This window comes from Ferrovibrio sp. MS7, from assembly GCF_038404985.1.
In the GTDB taxonomy this organism is placed as follows: Bacteria; Pseudomonadota; Alphaproteobacteria; order Ferrovibrionales; family Ferrovibrionaceae; genus Ferrovibrio; species Ferrovibrio plantarum.
The window spans coordinates 383,752-402,269 of record NZ_JBBKBA010000003.1; the positions used below are offsets into that span (position 1 = coordinate 383,752).

At 65.3% G+C, this 18,518-nt stretch carries 17 protein-coding genes; 3 read left to right on the forward strand and 14 right to left on the reverse strand.

The genetic code is table 11. The features are described from left to right. Positions 1-22: 22 nt before the first annotated feature. From V6B08_RS20150 to V6B08_RS20160, 3 genes are all read right to left on the reverse strand, one after another. Complete coding sequence (locus V6B08_RS20150) at positions 23-1,609, reverse strand: ABC transporter substrate-binding protein (protein WP_341984316.1); 1,587 nt, start codon at positions 1,607-1,609, stop codon at positions 23-25. 218 nt (positions 1,610-1,827) lie between these two features. After that, positions 1,828-2,784 carry a M14 family metallopeptidase gene (locus V6B08_RS20155; protein WP_341984318.1) on the reverse strand — a complete coding sequence of 319 codons (957 nt, stop codon included), beginning with the start codon at positions 2,782-2,784 and terminating at the stop codon, positions 1,828-1,830. Further along, entirely contained in the window at positions 2,781-3,434 is a 654-nt protein-coding gene (locus tag V6B08_RS20160) for a LysE family translocator (RefSeq protein WP_341984320.1), read from the reverse strand. Before V6B08_RS20160 ends, V6B08_RS20155 begins: the two co-directional genes overlap by 4 nt. Before the next feature lie 169 nt (positions 3,435-3,603). Here V6B08_RS20160 and V6B08_RS20165 point away from each other — a divergent pair, with 169 nt between their 5' ends. Beyond that, entirely contained in the window at positions 3,604-4,290 is a 687-nt protein-coding gene (locus V6B08_RS20165; RefSeq protein ID WP_341984322.1) for a pyridoxamine 5'-phosphate oxidase family protein, read from the forward strand. Here V6B08_RS20165 and pdxR read toward each other — a convergent pair. The 4 genes from pdxR to V6B08_RS20185 all read right to left on the reverse strand — a co-directional run bounded on the left by pdxR (position 4,263) and on the right by V6B08_RS20185 (position 8,597). Beyond that, entirely contained in the window at positions 4,263-5,660 is a 1,398-nt protein-coding gene (gene pdxR, locus V6B08_RS20170; protein ID WP_341984324.1) for a MocR-like pyridoxine biosynthesis transcription factor PdxR, read from the reverse strand. The two genes, V6B08_RS20165 and pdxR, sit on opposite strands and share 28 nt — an antisense overlap. A 125-nt stretch (positions 5,661-5,785) precedes the next feature. Beyond that, complete coding sequence (locus tag V6B08_RS20175; RefSeq protein WP_341984325.1) at positions 5,786-6,472, reverse strand: NnrU family protein; 687 nt, start codon at positions 6,470-6,472, stop codon at positions 5,786-5,788. Between the two features lie 20 nt (positions 6,473-6,492). Continuing rightward, positions 6,493-8,295 (reverse strand): tetratricopeptide repeat protein, encoded by a 1,803-nt coding sequence (locus V6B08_RS20180; RefSeq protein ID WP_341984327.1) that lies wholly within the window; start codon positions 8,293-8,295, stop codon positions 6,493-6,495. Continuing rightward, on the reverse strand, positions 8,292-8,597 hold the full coding sequence (locus tag V6B08_RS20185) for a hypothetical protein (RefSeq protein ID WP_341984329.1): 306 nt from the start codon (positions 8,595-8,597) through the stop codon (positions 8,292-8,294). Before V6B08_RS20185 ends, V6B08_RS20180 begins: the two co-directional genes overlap by 4 nt. A 122-nt stretch (positions 8,598-8,719) precedes the next feature. Between V6B08_RS20185 and V6B08_RS20190 the strand changes: the two genes are divergently transcribed. Further along, on the forward strand, positions 8,720-10,420 hold the full coding sequence (locus tag V6B08_RS20190) for an ABC transporter permease (RefSeq protein WP_341984331.1): 1,701 nt from the start codon (positions 8,720-8,722) through the stop codon (positions 10,418-10,420). Next, positions 10,417-11,961, forward strand: coding sequence for a tetratricopeptide repeat protein (locus V6B08_RS20195; protein WP_341984333.1), 1,545 nt, complete (start codon positions 10,417-10,419; stop codon positions 11,959-11,961). Before V6B08_RS20190 ends, V6B08_RS20195 begins: the two co-directional genes overlap by 4 nt. 4 nt (positions 11,962-11,965) lie before the next feature. On the opposite strand, the gene V6B08_RS20200 is transcribed toward V6B08_RS20195, so the two are convergent. The 7 genes from V6B08_RS20200 to V6B08_RS20230 all read right to left on the reverse strand — a co-directional run bounded on the left by V6B08_RS20200 (position 11,966) and on the right by V6B08_RS20230 (position 18,417). Next, complete coding sequence (locus V6B08_RS20200; RefSeq protein ID WP_341984335.1) at positions 11,966-12,340, reverse strand: hypothetical protein; 375 nt, start codon at positions 12,338-12,340, stop codon at positions 11,966-11,968. After that, positions 12,327-13,088: an ABC transporter permease gene (locus V6B08_RS20205; protein ID WP_341984338.1), complete on the reverse strand. Its 762-nt coding sequence runs from the start codon at positions 13,086-13,088 to the stop codon at positions 12,327-12,329. The genes V6B08_RS20200 and V6B08_RS20205 overlap by 14 nt, the downstream gene beginning before the upstream one ends. A gap of 1 nt (position 13,089) precedes the next feature. Beyond that, positions 13,090-13,914 (reverse strand): ABC transporter ATP-binding protein, encoded by an 825-nt coding sequence (locus tag V6B08_RS20210; RefSeq protein ID WP_341984340.1) that lies wholly within the window; start codon positions 13,912-13,914, stop codon positions 13,090-13,092. Beyond that, positions 13,914-14,921 carry an ABC transporter substrate-binding protein gene (locus V6B08_RS20215; protein WP_341984342.1) on the reverse strand — a complete coding sequence of 336 codons (1,008 nt, stop codon included), beginning with the start codon at positions 14,919-14,921 and terminating at the stop codon, positions 13,914-13,916. The genes V6B08_RS20210 and V6B08_RS20215 overlap by 1 nt, the downstream gene beginning before the upstream one ends. A 23-nt stretch (positions 14,922-14,944) precedes the next feature. After that, on the reverse strand, positions 14,945-16,330 hold the full coding sequence (locus V6B08_RS20220; RefSeq protein WP_341984344.1) for a dihydroorotase: 1,386 nt from the start codon (positions 16,328-16,330) through the stop codon (positions 14,945-14,947). A gap of 3 nt (positions 16,331-16,333) precedes the next feature. Continuing rightward, entirely contained in the window at positions 16,334-17,110 is a 777-nt protein-coding gene (locus V6B08_RS20225) for an IclR family transcriptional regulator (RefSeq protein WP_341984345.1), read from the reverse strand. 257 nt (positions 17,111-17,367) lie between these two features. Then, complete coding sequence (locus V6B08_RS20230) at positions 17,368-18,417, reverse strand: Fe(3+) ABC transporter substrate-binding protein (protein WP_341984347.1); 1,050 nt, start codon at positions 18,415-18,417, stop codon at positions 17,368-17,370. Positions 18,418-18,518 lie beyond the last annotated feature (101 nt).

Here is an 18,518-nt window from a genome sequence, read left to right on the forward strand (position 1 = left end):
CCCGGGCCGCCTCCTTGGGTACTTACTTGACCTTGACGAAGCGCAGCGGGAAGTAATTATCCGAGAGCTGCACCAGGTCCACGCTGTCCTTGGCCGCCCACACCACGACCTGCTGATGCAGCGGGATGTAAGCGAAGTCCTCGAGATACAGCTTGGTGGCCTCCTTGATCATGGCATCGCGCTTGGCCTTGTCGCTTTCGCGCTCCATGGCATCGGCGAGGTCATCGACCTTCTTGTTGGAATAGCCACCGGCGTTGAACAGGCCCTTGCCGGTCTTCTGGTTCGGGGTCTGGATCAGGGCCTCGAAGACGTTGTGCACGTCATAGGTGGCGCCCGGCGACCAGCCCAGCATGTAGAAGCTGGTATTCGGCGACTTCTCCATGTCCGACGAGGTGCGCAGGATCTTGGCGAAGTACTTCGAGCGCGTCTGCGCGTTCAGGTTCACCTTGACGCCAACGCGGGCCAGCATCGCCACGGCAGCCTGGCAGATCGCTTCGTCCTTGACGTAGCGGTCGTTCGGGCAGTCGAGACCGACCTCGAAGCCCTGCGGGTAGCCGGCTTCGGCGAGCAGCTTCTTGGACGCTTCCGGATCGAACTTCGGACGCACGTCGAGCGAGGCATCGTAGCCGTTCAGGCCGGTGCCGATCATCAGCGCCGTCGGCTTCGACTGGCCGCGCATCACGGTGCGCTTGATGGCTTCCACGTCGATGGCGCGGTAGAACGCTTCGCGGACCTTCTTGTCCTTGAACGGGTTCTTGCCCTTGACGTTGGAATCCGGCAGCTCGTCGAGCTGCTGGTTGAAGCCGAAGAACACCACGCGGGTTTCCGGGCCCTCGAGGACGCGGCGGCCGGCGGTCTTGCCGATGCGGTCGGTATCCTGCGGCGGCACGGTGTAGATCATGTCGATCTCACCCGACAGCAGGGCGGCGACGCGGGTGGCGTCATTGGCGACGCGCTGGAACACCACCTCGGTGAGGTTATGCTCGGGCTTGTCCCACCAGGTCGGATTCGGCACCAGCACGGTGCGCACGTCCGGCTCGCGGATCTTCAGCATGAAGGGACCGGTGCCGTTGGCGTTGCGGGTGGCGAAGTTCTCTTCGTTCTTCGTCATGTCCGCAGTGAACTGGGCGTTGTTCTTCTCGGCCCACGCCTTCGACATGATGCCGATCTGGGAGAGCTTGTCGGCCAGCAGCGGGTCCGGATACTTGGTCTCGATCTCGACCACGAAATCGCTGACCTTGCGGACTTCCTTCACCGACACGAAGTTGCCGGTGACGTTCGAGCCGCGGCCAGCGGCGCGGCCATAGGAGAACACCACGTCATCGGCGGTGAAGCTCTCGCCGCCCTGGAACTTGACGCCCTCGCGCAGGGTGTAGCGCCACAGGGTCGGGTTGACCATCTCGGTCTTGGTGGCGAGCGCCGGCTCCAGCTTCAGGTTCTTGTCACGCCGCTGCAGGCCTTCATACATGTTGAGATTGAAGCTCAACAGGAAGGTCTCGTTGCGGGCATACGGATCCATCGAGCTGACGTCGCCGTCATTCGCCCATTTGAAGGTCTTCGCCGTGGCCATGTCTGCTGCGAGCAGCGACAGCGCCGCGACGGCGGCCATCAGCGTTCCTTTGAAGAATGCGCCTGGCTTCATTGTCCCCTTGTCCTTTTCACGTTGCGCCACGAATCGCCAGGGGTGAGCAAGTGTGGTGGCTCACCCCCGCGAGCCGTTATCCGATGTCCCGCCATGCCGGCCCTGATTACCGGTCTCCAGCAGACATTCCTCGGATCATAATGTTAAGCCGATCAAGCCGTCTATAGGCGAAAATTATCGGAAAGTTATGGCAAAGGCCGGGCCAGCGACACGACGTCGCGCCCCTGCTGGATGCGCCGTGTCGGCATGATCACCGTGCAGCGGGGAAATGGCGCCCGCACCTCGGTATCGCCATCCATGGCGATCAGCTCGCCCTCCTCCAGCTCCTCGAAGCCGACCCAGGGCTTCACGAAGCGGAATTCCGCCGTCTGCGCCACCAGCACCCGGGTTACCTCGTAGCGCCGCGGATTGCCGATTTCCGCCGGATGGCGGGCGGCGAGTTCCGGCGTCACCATGCCGAAGAAGTCGAGGAAGCGGATGGTGATATCGATGGCAAGCTGGCCCGAGGCGGCAGCGAAATGCTGGCCGCATTCCACCACCAGACCCAGCGGCGGCTTCTCGGCCGCGCCGTAATCGCCATACTGGATCAACGGCCGGCCGGGATGCATCACACCCGGCAGCAGCACATGATGCAGCGGCGAGTGCAGATGCTTGGAGATTGCCGCATACTTCGGCTGCGGTTCGTGGATCAGCATCGGCGGCACGGCATAGGATGTGGAATGGATATCCAGCAGTGCATCGCCCTCGGCGAAAATCGGTCGCAGCTCGCGGGCGCGGCGCAGTTCGGTATTGTCCTCCACGCTGTCCAGCAGTGCGCTGTCCCAGATGCGGTTGAAATCGCGGTCGACGAAGCGCGATTCAAACGGCTTGGCCGGATCGAAGCGGCCATAGGCCTCCATGTTGGAGAATGACAGCGTCAGCTTGCCCCGGCGCGGCCGGATGTTCTGCTCCAGCAGATGCGTCACCGCCACCATGCCGCAGAATTCGTTGCCATGGGTCAGCGCGTTCACGATCACGTGAGGCCCGGGACGGCCAGAGTCGAAGGTATGCACGTAATCGACGCCACGATTGCCCTTACGGTAGGCGGACAGGTCCTTCGGCGTGATCTCGATCGGCGGCAGGCCGTCATGCTGACTGGTCATCGGATTCCCTGACTCCACATCCACAGAACGCTCCCCAAGCCATACAGCGCAAAGCCAAGCAACAGCAACCCGGAGAGGCGGTTCACGGTGGCAAGCCCACCCTCGGCAAGCTGGCGGCGGAACCGCCCGGCCAGCGCGGCGAGCGACAGCCACCATACCGAGGAACCGATAAACACACCCAGCACCAGCCAGCCGGCCTGTGCCTGATCTACGCCCACGGCACCGATGCCAAGGAACGCGAAGATGCCGAGGAACGCGACAATGGTGATCGGGTTGGTGGCGGTGAGCAGGAAGGTGGAGAGCAGGCCATGCACCAGATCATCGCGCGGCACGCTGGGCAGCGGTGCTGCCGGATCGTGGCGAGCCCGCAGCATCTTCGCCCCCATGAACAGCAGGAAGGCGCCGCCGATCAGGCGGAACAGTATTTCATGGCTTTGCAGCCACTCGGCGATCAGGCTGAGACCGAAGGCGGCGATGCAGCCATAGAGCGCATCGGCGAAAGCAGCCCCCAGGCCGGCCATCAGGCCACTGCCGGCGCCGAGTGCCAGGGTTCGCTGCACGCAGAGCACGCCCACCGGCCCAACCGGCGCGGCGATGACGAATCCCGCCAACCCGCCCTTGCCGAGCATCAGCAGGTTTTCCAGCAACAAGGCGACTCTCCGTAGCGGCTAAATCCAAATCAGGGGTAGCACGGGGCCGGCATCCGGGCCAACCCGTGCCGCCTTTCTGGTATCATCATTTATCCAGATTCCGGTTCTTTATCTGGTGCCTGAATCGGCCTAACCAGGGGACCAGAAAGTTCTGCCCTGGAGTTTCCCCATGAACGCCCTGCCTCCCCAGACCTCAGCCGATAATGGCGCCAAGCCCGCCTCCGACCGCGTGCGGGTGCGCCGCCTGCATGAGCGCGGCCGCTACGACGCCGAGACCGTGCATGCCATCCTGGATGCCGGCTATGTCTGCCATATCGGCTTCGTGCAGGACGGCCAGCCGATGGTGATTCCAACCGCCTACTGGCGCGAGGGCGACCATCTCTACATCCATGGTTCCAGCAAGAGCCGCATGACCATGATGCTGGCGGAAGGCATTCCGGCCTGCGTCACCGTCACCCACCTGGATGCCCTGGTGCTGGCGCGCTCCTCCTTCCACCATTCGATGAACTACCGCTCGGTGGTGGCTTTGGGCCGCTTTACCAAAGTCGAGGGTGATGGCGCCAAGATGAAGGCGTTGGAGTATTTCGTCGAACGCATCGCCAAGGGCCGTTGGTCCGAGATCCGCGGCCCCGATGCCCAGGAGATGAAGGCCACCATGGTGCTCTCCATGCCGCTCGACGAAGCCTCGGCCAAGATGCGCGTCGGCCCGCCAAAGGATGACGAGCCGGATATGGGCATCCCCTGCTGGGCCGGCCTGGTACCCTTCGCCACCGGCTTCCAGGCGCCGGTGCCGGACCCGCTGCTCGCGCACGGTACGCCGCTGCCGGGTTACTTGAGCAATTTGCCCAGCAGCTGAGCCGCGCGCTCGAGTTCGGCCGGCGGGAAAGCGGCATAGCCGAGCAGCAGGCCGCTTAACTGCCGGCGGATGGCGTAGCGCGACAGCGGCGCCACCGTCAGCCCCTGGGCGGCAGCGGCCAGGGCGATGGCCTTGTCATCGCGCTGGTCGGTGAATTCCGCCACCAGATGCAGCCCGGCCTCGGCCGGACCGACCCGCAGGCTGGGGCAATGGCGCTGCAGGGCGCCAAGCAGAGCCTGCTGGCGCTCGCGGTAGAGCTTGCGCATGCGCCGCACATGCTGGGCCAGGTGGCCCTCGGCGATGAAATCCGCCAGCACCGCCTGGGGCAGCAGGGCGCCATGGCCATCGGCGGTGGTCTTGGCGCGTACGAAGCCGGCCACCAGGCGCGGCGGCAGCACCAGGTAGCCGATGCGCAGGCCGGGAAACAGCACCTTGGAAAAGGTGCCGACATAGATCACCCGGCCGCCATCGGGGCCGGCGGTATCGTCCAGGCCCTGCAAGGCCGGCAGCGGCGGGCCGCCATAGCGGTATTCACAGTCATAATCGTCTTCCACGATCATGCTGCCGCGCTCGCGCGCCACGGCCAGCAGCCCCAGGCGGCGGGCCAGCGGCATGGTGCCACCGAGCGGGAACTGGTGCGAGGGGGTGACGGCGATCAGCTTCGGCGCCGCCTTCAGCCCCGCCACCTGCTCCGGGTCCAGCCCCTGGGCATCCACCGGCACGGCTTCGAGCCGCGCCCCCACGGCGGCCAGGGCCTCGCGGGCGCCGGCATAGCCGGGGTCTTCCACCACCGCCAGGTCGCCGGGATCGAGCAGCACCCGGCCAACCAGATCAAGCGCCTGCTGCGCGCCGGAAACCACCAGGAGCTGGTCGGCCGTGCAGGTCAGGCCGCGCGCCTCGGTCAGATAACCGGCCAGGGCCTGGCGCAGGCTCGGCAGCCCCTGCGGATCGCCGCCGGCCATCAGCCCGGTCTCTGGCCGCCGCAACCGACGATTGGTAAGCCGGCGCCAGGTCTCCAGCGGGAAATCTGCCAGCGCCGGCAGCCCGACGGCGAAGGGCCGGGCCGTGGCCGGGGCGGTACGGTCAGGGGCGGCAGCGATCAGGCGGTGACCGCGATCCGAGAAACCCGCCGGGCCGGACGCCGCCCGGGCAGCCTGGCCGAGATCGGCCGGCACATCGTCGGCGACATAGACCCCGGAAGCCGGCCGCACCGCCAGGTAGCCTTCCGCCACCAGGCGGTCATAGGCGCCCAGCACCGTGTTGCGGGACAGCCCCAGTTCCTCGGCCAGGGCACGGCTGGAAGGCAGCCGCTGGCCCGGGCCGAGCCGGCCATCGAGCACACCGGCCCGGATCGCGGCGTATAATTGCATTTGCAACGGCGGGCCGCCGGCGCCCCGCTGGGGCCGGAACCAGCCGATGAAATGCCCTGCCGCGCGCCGCGCCATACCTCACCTTTTACATAAGATCATATTTATATAATAAATATATGTTATTATTAATTATAATACGGTATCGCCGGAACCCCGGTCATGATGTGATGGAAGGCCAGGATAAGCGCATAAAGCACTACAGTCACAGCAATATTGACCGTGCCAAGATCGTTGAACCTGAACCGCTGCCTTCCTTCCAGCACTGCGGCAAAAGGAATGATCGAGGTTTTTCCGATAAATACCTGCCAATCCTCGCCAAATTTGGCTGCCCGCTTGCGGTCGATGGAGACCATGCCGTTCAGCGCCGTGACCAGGAAGGCGCCGAAGAAAGCCCAAGCGGCGGCATCGCCATTGGCTACCATATGGCTGACCGCCCAGAGGCTGAAACCCCAGAGCATGGGGTGGCGCGTCACCTTGGTGAAGCCCAGTACCGGCAGCGTGCCTTTCAGCAGCATGTCCGGGCCGGCGAGCGTCGGGTTGCTGGGACGCAGCGCGGCCACCAGGAACAGCAGGGCAACCGGCATCACCAGCAGCGGCACCACGGCGAGCGCCGGCGACGGCGCCCAGAATTCCACATAGGGCGCCCGGCCAAAGGCCCAGATGAGGAAGGCCAGTGACACCGCGCTGAGGCCGGAGAAGATGCCCCGGTAGCGTGCCTCCCCGATCCCGGCGATCAGTCCGGCGCGCAGCGGGCCTGCTACTATGACGTGCAAGGCCACCCAGGCGATGGCGGCGATGATGAGCAAGAGCATGGGGGCCTCCTGACCGTGGATCAATCTTCATCAGCCTGGGCGGCGGCGGCCTCGGCCAGCAGCGCCTGGGCCAGTTGCCGCGCCCGTGCCTGGGCTTCCGGCGCCGCGATCTGGCGCTCCAGCATGCGCCGGTTCGGCCCGGCCTCGGCCAGGCCGAGCCGTTCGGCCACCGCCCAATGCGCCCAGGCCAGCACCGGATCGGCGGCCACACCCTCGCCCCGGTAATAGAAATCGCCAAGCACGAACAGCGCCTCGGCATTGCCGCGCCGCGCTGCCCGCTGCAGGAAATCCAGTGCCACTTTCGGGTCCTTCGGCACGCCTTCGCCGTTGAAGCTGTAGCGCGCCAGCAGGAACAGCGCCTCGGCATTGCCGGCCTCGGCGGCCTGGCGGTAGAGCCGGATCGCCAGCGCTGGATCGGGCGTCGCGCCACCCTCGCCGGCCTCGACATAGGCGGCATATTTGAACATCGCCCGGCTGGAACCGGCCTCGGCGGCGCGCTTGAACCAGACCAGGGCCTCGCGGGTATCGGGCTTCAGCCCGGCGAAACCGGCCTCATGCCACAGGCCAAGACGGAAGGCGGCGCGCGGCACCCCCTTCTCGGCCACGCCGCGCAGCACCGTCACGGCCCGCGCCGGATCGGCTGCCCGACCCTGGCCGAGCGCCAGATACATGGCGAAATTGTTGGTCGCCGCCGGATGCTGCTGGGCAACCGCGCGTTCCCACCAGTCCATGCCCCGGGCTTCGTCGCGGCCGACGCCCTCGCCGTTGAAATAGGCCAGGGCCAGATGGTTCTGGGCATCGGCATCGCCGCCCTCGGCAGCCTGCGTCAGCCAGCGGATGCCGCCGGCCGGATCCGCCGGCCCACCGCGCCCGCGCAGCAGCATTTCGCCGAATTTGCCCATGCCGGGCACGAAGCCGGCTTCCGCCGACAGTTGATAGGCCGAGCGTGCCGATGCGGCATCGGGCGGGCCGAGGCGCGGGCTGTTGAGCAGCAGGCCGAGATTGTAGCCGGCAATCGCCGTCCCCTGGCTGAGCGCGCGGCGATACAAATCCGCCGCCTGGCGCGGATCGGCGGCAACGCCGATGCCGAGGTCATAAAGCCGGGCGAGATCATTCGTGGCTGGACCATAACCGGCCTCGGCGGCCTGGCGCAGCAGCCTGGCGGCGCGCGGTGCATCGGCCTTCAGGCCATTGCCGCCGGCCAATAGCAGGCCGGAAAAATACAGCGTTGCTTCCGGGTGGCCGCGCTCCACGGCCTGTTCCACCAGGGCCATGCCCTCGGGCACCCGGCCCTCGGCGATATCCAGCCGGCCGAGGCGGTAGCGGGCATTCAGCGCACCGCCGGCAACGGCCCGCGCCAGCATCTGGCGGGCTTCCGCCGCCTCGCCGCGCAGCAGCAGCAATTCCGCGAGATTGGCGGTGGCGGAGGCTTCCCCGCCCTCGCCGGCCTGGCGCAAAGCCTTCTCGGCGCCGACCAGGTCCTGCGGCCCGCCACTGCCGGAAAGCAGCATATAGCCATGGGCGCCGAGGCCCTTCACATGGCCCTGGGCCGCCGCGCGGCCAAACCAGGCCCGCGCCGCCGGCCAATCCGCCGGGCCACCGAGGCCGAACTGGTAATCCAGCCCCAACTGATACTGCGCTTCCGCCTCACCGGCCTCGGCGCGGCGCTGCAACTCGGGCCGCGCCGGCTGCACGCCGGTCGGCTTTTCCAGCGGCTGGCTGACCGGGGCATCCTGCACCCCGAGCGCCGCCCAGGCCGGCCCCCCCGCCTGCAAACAGAAAACCAGCAGGGCGGCGGTACTAACGGTACTGAAAGACTTCATGCGACCCCGTCGTCGCGCAGCGCCTCGCGGCCTGCCTCGGTCAGCTTGCACACCACCCAGTCGGGCTTGATCGGATTCTCGAACCATGGCTCGGCCCAGCCGGCGCGGATGCAGGATTTGATGGTCTGCAGGCTGATCTGCTGGCCATCGAGATCGAACAACGGCAGCTTGCCGCCGGGCTGGCTCAGGCCTCGCTTGAGGTAGAGACGCTGTGCATGCGTGGTCTTGGTCACGGGTTCCGGCTCCACGGCCGCCACCGGCGGCTGGTAGTGACGCATCAATCTTACCACTTCACCCATCATACATCCCCTTCGTCGGCTGCGGCCAAGGCAAAGACCGGCGCCCGGTTGATCCGGCCGGCCCCGCCCTTCCGACGCTGGCGCAAATCCTTTAAAGAAATACCAATTCAAACCAAGAAGATGCCGTGACCGAGGTTACCTTTTCACCGAATGCGGCCCCCCAGGGATTAGCCCGGCGCGGCCATGGCCGGCTGGCCTGGACGCTGTTCGCCGCCGTACTGGCCCTGCTGATCGCCGCCCCGCTGCTGGCGGTGCTGGCCAATCTCGGCCGGCCGACCCAGGGCGTGTTCGCGCATCTGGCCGCCACCGTGCTGCCGGAGATGCTGCTCAACACCGTGCTGCTGCTGTTTGGCGTCGGCCTCGGCTCGGCGCTGATCGGCGTCGGTTGCGCCTGGGCGGTGACGATGATCGAATTTCCCGGCCGGCGCCTGTTGAGCTGGCTGCTGTTCCTGCCGCTGGCGATCCCGGGCTATGTCTCGGCCTTCGTCTATGGCGAGTTGATGCAGTTCGCCGGCCCGGTGCAGACCGCCGTGCGCCAAACCTTTGGCTGGAGCCGGGGCGATTACTGGTTTCCCGATGTGATGACCTTGGGCGGCGTCACCGCGCTGCTGACGCTGGCCTTCTATCCCTATGTCTACATGCTGGCCCGCACGGCGTTTCAGGATCAGTCGGTCTGCGTGCTGGAAGTCGGCCGCACGCTCGGCATCCGGCCCTGGGGCCGCTTCTGGCGCATCGCGCTGCCACTGGCCCGGCCGATGATTGCCGGCGGCATCGCCCTGGTGCTGATGGAGACGCTCGCTGAATTCGGCGCCGTCAGTTATTTCGGCGTGCCCACCTTCACCACCGCGATCTACCGCACATGGTTCGGCATGGGCAATCCGGTGGCGGCGGCACAGCTTGCCGGCATGCTGATGCTGTTCGTGCTTGGCGCGGTGATGCTGGAGCGTATCAGCCGCCAGGCCAAACGCTTCCACCACACCTCGGCGCGCACCCGGCCGCTGAAACTGCACCGGCCCACACCGCTGCTGGCCGTCCTCACCCTGCTGCTCTGCGCTCTGCCGGTGCTGCTTGGCTTCCTGCTGCCGGCTGGCCGGCTGCTCTATCTCGCCATCACCGAGGGGGACTCGCTCGGCTCCGCCCGCCTGCTCGGCTTCGCCCTCAACAGCTTCATGCTGTCTGGCCTGGCGGCGCTGCTGCTGGTCAGCCTCGGCCTGTTGCTCGCTTATGCCCAGCGCTTGGCGCCGGGCCGGCTGCTTTCCTGGCTGGGGCAATTCGCCACCATGGGTTATGCCGTGCCCGGCTCGGTGATTGCCATCGGCATCCTGCTGCCACTGGCCAGCCTGGATCACACCTTGAATACCTGGATGCAGCGGCTGTTCGGCCATGCGCCCGGGCTGCTGCTGTCTGGCACCCTTCTCGCCTTGCTCTATGCCTATGTGGTGCGCTTCATGGCTGTCACTCACAGCACCATGGATGGCGGCCTGCACCGCATCCGGCCGAGCCTGGATCAAGCAGCGCGCGTGCTGGGCGAAAGCCCGTTCGGCGTGGTGCGCCGGGTGCATGCACCGCTGCTGCGCGGCAGCCTGTTTACCGCCGCGCTGCTCGCCTTCGTGGATGTGCTGAAGGAACTGCCGGCGACGCTGATCGTGCGGCCGTTTGATTTCGACACCCTGGCAGTGCGCGTCTACCAGCTTTCCAGCGACGAACGGCTGAGCGAAGCCTCGACCGGCGCGCTGATCATCGTTGCCGCCGGGCTGCTGCCCGTGCTGTGGCTCAATGCCGCCCTGGCAGGTTCCCGCCCAGGCCAAGAACAGGACACCCCATGACCAAACCCAGCGACATGCTGCTGCAGCAATCCGGCATCGGCGGCGACGTTACCGTGCCGGTGGCATTCGACCTGCTCAACAAGGGCGAAGTGGAACTGGCCAACGCCGCTTTCACGCGCATCCTGCAGAAACAGCCGCGCTCGGCGGAGGCGCTGTTCGGCCTCGGCCAGATCGCGCAGCGGCGCGGCGACCTCAAGGAAGCCGCACAGTTTTACAGCCGCGCCGTGCAGGCCAACCGTTCGCTGATCGAGCCGCATATGGCATTGGGCAACGTGTTTCAGGCCATGGGCCGGCTGAGCCAGGCCTATAGCGCCTACAAGGAAGGCCTTTCCGTGGCGCCCGGCTACGCGCCGCTGCATTTCAATATCGGCGTTTGCCTGCGCCGCATGGGCGACCATGATACCGGCATCGCGGCGCTGAAGAATGCCGTGAAGCTGCAGCCGGACCACGTGATGGCGCTGTTCAGCCTGGGCAATGCCTACCGCGACCGCGAAGATGCCGCCAGCGCCGAGCAGTATTACCGCGAAGCCGTGCGCCTGCGCCCCGACTATGCCGACGCGCAATGCAATCTCGGCGGCCTGCTGGCGCAGCGCAAGGCGCATGAGGAAGCCGCCGCCTGCTTCGATGCCGCTTTGCGCGCGGTGCCGAACCATTTCGTGGCGCTGAAGAACCGCTCGCTGTCGCTGTTCCAGCTTGGCCGCTACGAGGAAGGCGCGCTGAATGCCGCCGCCGCGCTGAAGCAGCAGCCGGACGACATGATGCTGCATTACCATATGGGCGAAATGATCTACGGCCTGATGCGCAGCGGCAATGTGGAGACCGCGCGCCGCCATGCCCGCGAATGGGCGGCAGCGTATCCCGACAACAGCGTGGCACAGCATATGGCCGCCGCCGCGATGGGCGAAGGCGCCCCGAGCCGCGCCGACGACGCCTATGTGCGCGAAACCTTCGACCGCTTCTCCGCCGATTTCGAGAAGGTGCTGGGCGGCCTGGAATATCGCGCGCCGCAATTGCTGGAAGCCGCCATTGCCGCCCGCATCGGCGACCGCCGCGGCCTAAGCATCCTGGATGCCGGCTGCGGCACCGGGCTATGCGCGCCGCTGCTGAAGCCGCGCGCCGACAAACTGATCGGCGTGGACTTGAGCGGTGGCATGCTGGCGAAGGCCGAGGGGCGCGGCTATGACGCGCTGCATGAAGCCGAACTTGGCGCCTTCCTGCGCGGCACGCCGGACCGCTACGACCTCACTGTCGCCGCCGACGTGTTCTGCTATTTCGGCGACCTGGCGCCGCTGCTGGCCGATCTGGCGCCGCGCATGACGCAAGGCGCCCTGCTGGCTTTCACCGTCGAGCGCATCGACGGCGAGGCGCCGGCGGGGGGCTATCGCCTCAATCCCACCGGCCGCTATGCCCATGCCGGCAGCTATCTGCAGAACGTGCTGGCGCAACACGGCTTCACCGAATTGCAGATGCAGGAAGATGCCGCGCGCGTCGAAATGGGCGTGCCGGTGCCCTGCTATGTGGTGACCGCGCTGAAGGCCTAAACCGTCAGGCGGCGCCGCGCGGCACCAGGCGCACGGGCGGCTCGCCCTGCTCCAATGCCTCGGCCTCAATCATGCCGGCGAGATGCACTTCCTGCACGCAATCGCATTGCCCGGTGGCGACGCGGGCGCGGGAATACCATTTCTTCACATCGTCCATCATGGCTTCCATGAGGCGCTTGCGCATATCCCGCTCCGGCCATTCGGCGATCAGCCAGGCCAGCATCGCCTCATCGAGGAACATGTTGCCGAGATCGGCCGGATCGACGCCAAGCTGCATGGATTCGGCGCGTGCCTTGGCCAGTATCGCCACCGCCCGGCGGCGGCGCTCGGCGGCATCATTATCATTGTTCGGGATGGTAGCAGTGTCAGAGGGCGACATTGTTATCCGGCCTCCAGTGGTTGAAGCGGCGTTCCAGCAGCTTGACGATTTCGGTGAGGGTGATGCCGAGTGCCGCCAGCGACAGCACCACGACGAAGACATAATCGGTGGCGAACTGGTTGCCGTAATTGGTCAGCATGAAGCCCATGCCGGCGATGCCGAGGAACATCTGCGCCACGATCATGCCGATGATCGCCTGGCCAATGCCCAGCCGGAGGCCGGACATGATGAACGGCACGCTGCCCGGAATGATCACGGAAAAGAAAAGCTGCCGTTCGTTGGCGCCGAAGGAATAGGCCGTTTCCAGCAGCCGGGCCTCGATATTCTTCACCCCGGCATAGGTGCTGAGCAGGATCGGGAACACGGTGGTGCCGAACACCACCACGATCTGCGCCTGCACGCCGAGGCCGGCCCAGACGATGATCAGCGGGATCAGGGCGATACGCGGCACCACGTAAAGCGCGCTGACATAAGGATCGAGCAGGTATTCCAGGGTGCGGAAGCGGCCCATCAGCAGCCCGACCGGAATGCCGATGACGATGGCCGAGACGAAGCCGGCAGTGGTGACACCGAGACTGACCAGCACCGCCATGGGCAATTCGCCCGACGAGATAGTGGTGGCGAAAGCCTTGGCGATCTTCACCGGCGTGGACAGGAAGATCGGGTTGATATTGCTGCCGACGATCTGCCAGGCGGCCAGCACCACCAGCAGCGACAGGCCACGCAAAGCCCATTTGTTGCTCAGCATCTTACGCCTCGCTTGCGGTTTCGCCGGCGCTGCCGCGCTGGCCGAAGAGATGGTCGCGCAGCCGCTTGCGCAGGCGGGCGAATTCCGGCTCGGCGCGCACATCGTAATTCCAGCGCGGTTTCGGGAACGGCACCTCGATGATCTCACGGATGCCGGCAGGACGCCCGCCCAGCACCACGATACGGTCGGAGAGGTAGATCGCCTCGTCGATATGGTGCGTCACGAACAGCACCGTCTTGCGCGTCTTTTCGACAATGCGCAGCAGTTCATCCCAGAGAAATTCCGCCGTCTGCGCATCCAGGCTGCCGAACGGCTCGTCCATCAGCAGGATCGCCGGATCGGTGGCCAACGCACGGGCGATGCCGACGCGCTGCTGCATGCCGCCGGAAAGCTCGTGCGGAAAGGCATGGCCGTGATCGCCCAAGCCCACCAGGCGCACGAACTGTTCGGCACGCTCACGCCGGGCAGCGCGGGATTCGCCCTGCAACTCCAGCCCGAGCTCGACATTCTGCAGCACGTTGCGCCAGGGAAACAGATTGATCTGCTGGAACACCACGCTGCGGTCGCGGCCCGGGCGTGTCACCGCCCGGCCATCGATCTCGACCGTGCCGGCATTGGCCTGCGCCAGACCGGCAACGATGCGCAGCAGCGTGGTCTTGCCCGAGCCACTGGCACCGATGATGCTGATGAACTCATTCTCCCGCACGTCAAGGTTGACGCCGTCAAGGATCGTCGCCTGCCCCGCGTCCTGTTGCTGGCCGCGGCGCAGGGGAAAACTCTTGCCGACGCCCTTGAGACGCAGGCGCGGTACGCCAGCAGCGGCCATCAGACCGTCCCCAGCTTCGCAACCGCACGGGCGACATGGCCGGTGACGGCCCATTTGTCAAAATCGACGGGGCCGGAAATGACGCCGTAGCGCACCATGTCGGCCACGGTTTCGTCGCCGGCGGTCTTGTTCAGCAGCGCGTCATTCGGATCCCACGGACCGGTTTTGAGCAGGATGTCGTAGGAACGCGAGATCACATCCGGTGTCATCGGCGCCAGCGGCGGCGGTGCATAGGACATGAATTGCTGCTTGTTCAGCGCCTCGCGGGTGGAAAGCAGATGCGCACGCACGATGGCATCGGCGGTTTCCGGATTCTTCTCCAGGAAATCGCGCTTGGCCCAGAAGGCCTTGAAGATGGTGTTCTTCAGGCCGTCGAATGGCGCCGGCACCAGATCGAACGATCCCTTCTCCATCAGGTCGAGCGCCTGGCCGACCTGGAACATCGCCGCCTTCACGGCGCCCGAGATCATGGCATTGGCACGGCCGGCGCCGCCGCCAACAACACGCCACTGCACCTTGGTGGGATCGGCGCCCTGGGAGCGCATCATCATCACCAGCAGGTAATAGGTGGAATCGACCAGCGAGATGACGCCGACTTCCTGGCCCTCGAGCTGCTTCAGGCTGGTGATACCCTTGGCCGCCACCGGCACCAGATAGGGCCGCGCGCCGGAGGCCAGACAGAAGACGCGGATATCCTGGTTCTGCAGCACAGCGGCCAGGCCGGAACCGAGCGTGGAAATGCCGACCTCGGCCTCGCCAACCAGAACCGCCTGGATGGCGCGCACCGCGCCAGGCACATAGGTGACGCTGGTCTGGTAGGCGCCTTCCTTGGGCAGGAAGACCTCGAAGGTGCGCACATCGGGCAGCGACAGGATATCCAGCGTGGTGCCATTGGCGACACGCACCTGCTTGGCCTGCGCCCAGGCTTTCGGAGTAAGCGACGGCACGACGCTGGAGAACGCGCCAAGCGCGCTGGCGGCAAGGAAAGAACGGCGGTTGATGATCATGGACCTCTCCTGTCTGCTATTCATTAAACTTGGGTGGAACTGGCAATGAAGCGGCCCTTGCCGGGCTCTCCGGTGACCTTACCGTTCTCCATCACGACGCGGCCGCCGGCGATGGTCATGGCAACGCGGGCGGAAACGTCGCGGCCGGTATAAGGCGACCATTTGACCTTGGTGTAGCATTCCTCGTCGGTGAGGCGGCCCGGACGCGCCATGTCGACAACGGCAATATCGGCATCGGCACCGACCCGCAGCGTGCCCTTGCGCGGATAAAGGCCAATCAGCTTCGCCGGCCCCGTCGCCAGCACCTGCACCAGGGCTTCAAGCGTCAGCACATTCTGGTTCACCATGCTGAGCAGCACGGATGTGACATGGTCGAGCTGCGGATTGCCGAACGGAATGCTCCAGGCATCCTTCCAGCCTGGCTCCAGTTCGGCGCGGGTATGCGGCGCGTGGTCGGTGGCCAGAACATCCACTAGGCCTTCGCGCACACAGCGCAGCAGCGTGGTACGCTGGGTCAGCGGCAGGCCGTAGGGCGTGCTGGCGGGGCCGAGGCGTGCCATGTCCTCCTCACCCAGCAGCATGTATTTCGGATTGATTTCCAGCGACACCGGCACGCCCTCGGCAGCCGCCTCGCGGATCATCTTGATGCTGCGCTCGGTGCGCACATGCAGGATATGGGTGCGCGCCTGGGAGGCACGGCTCATCTCGATCAGCGTGCCGATGGCGGTGTGATCGCCGACGAAATTCTCGCCGAAATAGGCTTCCAGGAAGTCGCGTGGCCCGGTGGTGCCCGCCGCCCAGCGCTTCTTCGATTCATGGGTGAAAAGCTGCTGGTTCTGCGGATGTACGGCGCAATAGATGCCGAGGTCGCGCGCCAGCTTCAGCACGTCGTAAAGCTCGCCATGGTCGCCGGTGAACAATTCCGGGTCATGCGGGTATTTCGACTTTGGATCCGAGACCATGAAAATCTTCACACCGATGGCGCCCTCTTTCACCATGCCCGGTATCTCGTCCGGATTGGTGGCACCGGCATAGAGCGCGAAATCCACCAGCGCCTTCTGCGCCACGGAGTCGCGCTTGTTGCGGAAACGCTCGGCGGTGAGCAAGGCCGGCTTGTTGTTCGGCATGTCGACAACGCAAGTGACGCCACCATGGGCCGCCGCCTGGGTACCGGTGAGGAAGTCTTCCTTGTAGGTCAGGCCCGGGTCGCGGAAATGCACATGGGTGTCGATGAAGCCCGGCAGCGCGATCTGGCCGGTAATGTCGATCACGCGCTCGGCCGGCGGCGTCCAGTCACGCGCCGAAACGAAGGCGACCTTGCCTTCCGAAATGCCGAGCGAGGCCTCGACCAGGCCGCCATCGGTGAAAACCTTGCCCCCGACCAGCAGAATATCGACTGACTTACCCATGATTCACGCAGCTCCTGCCATATCGCGCCGGCCTTCGCCGGCGCTGTAACCCAACTTGTTGGAAATCTCTTCCGCGGCGCGCTTCACATGCGCGCCGAGCACGGCCGTGGCCGCGCCATCGAAACGCTCGCGCGGCCCCCACACATCAATCGAGGCCATCACGGCACCGCTGGCATCCCGGATCGGCGCAGCGATACCCCAGATGCCCTCGCGCCATTCGCCGCGATTGACGGCAAAGCCCTTGTCGCGGATATCGGCGAGTTCGCGGGCCATCGCCGCCTTGGTGATGATGGTGGCCGAGCTGTGGCGCTGCAGCGGATACTGCAACTGCGCCGACAGCGGCTCGGAAAAGGCCAGCATGGCCTTGCCGCAGGAGACGCAATGCATCGGCACGCGGCTGCCGATCTGGGTGATGGCGCGCAGCGGGTGCGGGCTGTCAGCCTTGTCGACATACACCATCATCAACCCTTCCGGCACCGCAAGCTGCACCGACTCGTTGGCATCGATGCAGAGCTGGCGCACCACAGGGCGGGCGACTTCCGTGAGGCTCAGGCGCCGCAGGCTGCGCGAACCGAGTTCCCACAGCTTCATCGACAGCACATAGCCGCCGCGTTCGCCTTCCTGCACCACATAGCCCTGATCCATCAGCGTGCGCAGCAGGCGATGCACATTGGCCTTGGTCAGGTTCAGCGACACTGCCAGCTCGGTAACGCCGCGAGGCTGTTCGGAGATGGATAACTCCTCGAGCAGGGTCAGGGCTTTGACGACGGTTTTATCCACTGGGGTCAGCCTTATCCGCTTGCGTATTGTTCCAAATATTGATACAGTGGTACGAATCTTGGAATAGGATAAGCAGCCCTGCGCCTGTAACGCAAGGGTAAAAAAATCCATGCGCCCTATCGGCCAGCAACGGCTTGCGGGCGGCGAGAAGCAGCCAGACGGCTTTCGCCAGAAAATTTAAGGTGGAGAATTTCAGGCAAAGAAAAAGGGCGGGAGCCTGAGCCCCCGCCCTGTTTGTCTCATCTATTGCTGGAGGTTTACTTCCAGCCGGCGCGATCCATCAGCTTCAGCGCCGCTTCGTTGTTCTTGCCGAACACGGCAGCATTCACGTTGTCTTCCTTGAACTCGGCCCAACGCTGGATCACCGGGTGCAGCTTCACGCCACCAACCACCGGGAATTCATAATTGCCCATGGCGAAGTAGCTCTGCGCCTGCTTGGAGGCCAGGTATTCCAGGAACTTGATCGCGTTGGCCTTGTTCGGCGAATAGCGCGCCACGCCGGCGCCGCTGATATTCACATGGGTGCCGCGATCCTGCTGGTTCGGGAAGATCACCGCCAGCTTCGACACCACTTCCACATCCTCAGGCTTGGTCGAAGCCATCAGGCGGGCAAGATAGTAGGTGTTCGACACAGCGATATCGCCTTCACCGGCGGCCACCGCCTTGAGCTGGTCGGTATCGCCGCCCTTCGGCGGACGCGCCATGTTGGCGACCACACCGCGCGCCCAGGCTTCGGTCTTTTCCTCGCCCTGGGAAGCGATCATGGCGCCAACCAGCGACTGGTTATAGACGTTGGTGGAGGAGCGGATCACCACCTTCCCCTTCCACTTCGGATCGGCGAGATCCTCGTAGCGGCTGATCGAACCCGGCGCAACACGGGCCTTGTTCACCACGATAACGCGGGCGCGCTTGGAGAAGCCGAACCACTGGCCCGACGGCTCGCGCAGATGATCCGGGATCAGCTTCTCAAGTTCGGCCGACTTGATCGACTGCAACAGGCCCATCTCCTGGGCGCGGTAGAGGCGGCCGGCATCGACGGTGATCACCACATCAGCCGGGCTCTTGTCGCCCTCGGCCTTGAGGCGCTGGATCAGTTCATCCTCGCGCGCTTCCAGGCGGTTCACCTTGATACCGGTCAGCTTGGTGAATTCGGTGTAGAGCGCCTCGTCGGTATCGTAGTGACGCGACGAGTAGAGATTGACCTCGCCCTGCGCCAGCGCCTGGCCCGGCAGCACCAGCATGGCGGCAAGAGCGGCGGCGGAAAGCCCGAAAGCAGCAGCGGCGCGACGCGTCGGATGCTTGATCATTGAGGACACTCCCTAGTTCCTTTTGCGAATAAGAATAATCTACGTATAAATACCCTGCCCTCTGCCACCCCGCAAGTGCGACTAAGTCGCATTTTTGTTAT

Bases quoted from the DNA above. Each gene is read 5' to 3' on its own strand.
- V6B08_RS20150 (WP_341984316.1), bottom strand. From the start codon at position 1,609: ATGGCCGCCGTCGCGGCGCTGTCGCTGCTCGCAGCAGACATGGCCACG.
- V6B08_RS20155 (WP_341984318.1), bottom strand. From the start codon at position 2,784: ATGACCAGTCAGCATGACGGCCTGCCGCCGATCGAGATCACGCCGAAG.
- V6B08_RS20165 (WP_341984322.1), top strand. From the start codon at position 3,604: ATGAACGCCCTGCCTCCCCAGACCTCAGCCGATAATGGCGCCAAGCCC.
- pdxR (WP_341984324.1), bottom strand. From the start codon at position 5,660: ATGCAATTATACGCCGCGATCCGGGCCGGTGTGCTCGATGGCCGGCTC.
- V6B08_RS20175 (WP_341984325.1), bottom strand. From the start codon at position 6,472: ATGCTCTTGCTCATCATCGCCGCCATCGCCTGGGTGGCCTTGCACGTC.
- V6B08_RS20180 (WP_341984327.1), bottom strand. From the start codon at position 8,295: ATGAAGTCTTTCAGTACCGTTAGTACCGCCGCCCTGCTGGTTTTCTGT.
- V6B08_RS20185 (WP_341984329.1), bottom strand. From the start codon at position 8,597: ATGATGGGTGAAGTGGTAAGATTGATGCGTCACTACCAGCCGCCGGTG.
- V6B08_RS20195 (WP_341984333.1), top strand. From the start codon at position 10,417: ATGACCAAACCCAGCGACATGCTGCTGCAGCAATCCGGCATCGGCGGC.
- V6B08_RS20200 (WP_341984335.1), bottom strand. From the start codon at position 12,340: ATGTCGCCCTCTGACACTGCTACCATCCCGAACAATGATAATGATGCC.
- V6B08_RS20205 (WP_341984338.1), bottom strand. From the start codon at position 13,088: ATGCTGAGCAACAAATGGGCTTTGCGTGGCCTGTCGCTGCTGGTGGTG.
- V6B08_RS20210 (WP_341984340.1), bottom strand. From the start codon at position 13,914: ATGGCCGCTGCTGGCGTACCGCGCCTGCGTCTCAAGGGCGTCGGCAAG.
- V6B08_RS20215 (WP_341984342.1), bottom strand. From the start codon at position 14,921: ATGATCATCAACCGCCGTTCTTTCCTTGCCGCCAGCGCGCTTGGCGCG.
- V6B08_RS20220 (WP_341984344.1), bottom strand. From the start codon at position 16,330: ATGGGTAAGTCAGTCGATATTCTGCTGGTCGGGGGCAAGGTTTTCACC.
- V6B08_RS20230 (WP_341984347.1), bottom strand. From the start codon at position 18,417: ATGATCAAGCATCCGACGCGTCGCGCCGCTGCTGCTTTCGGGCTTTCC.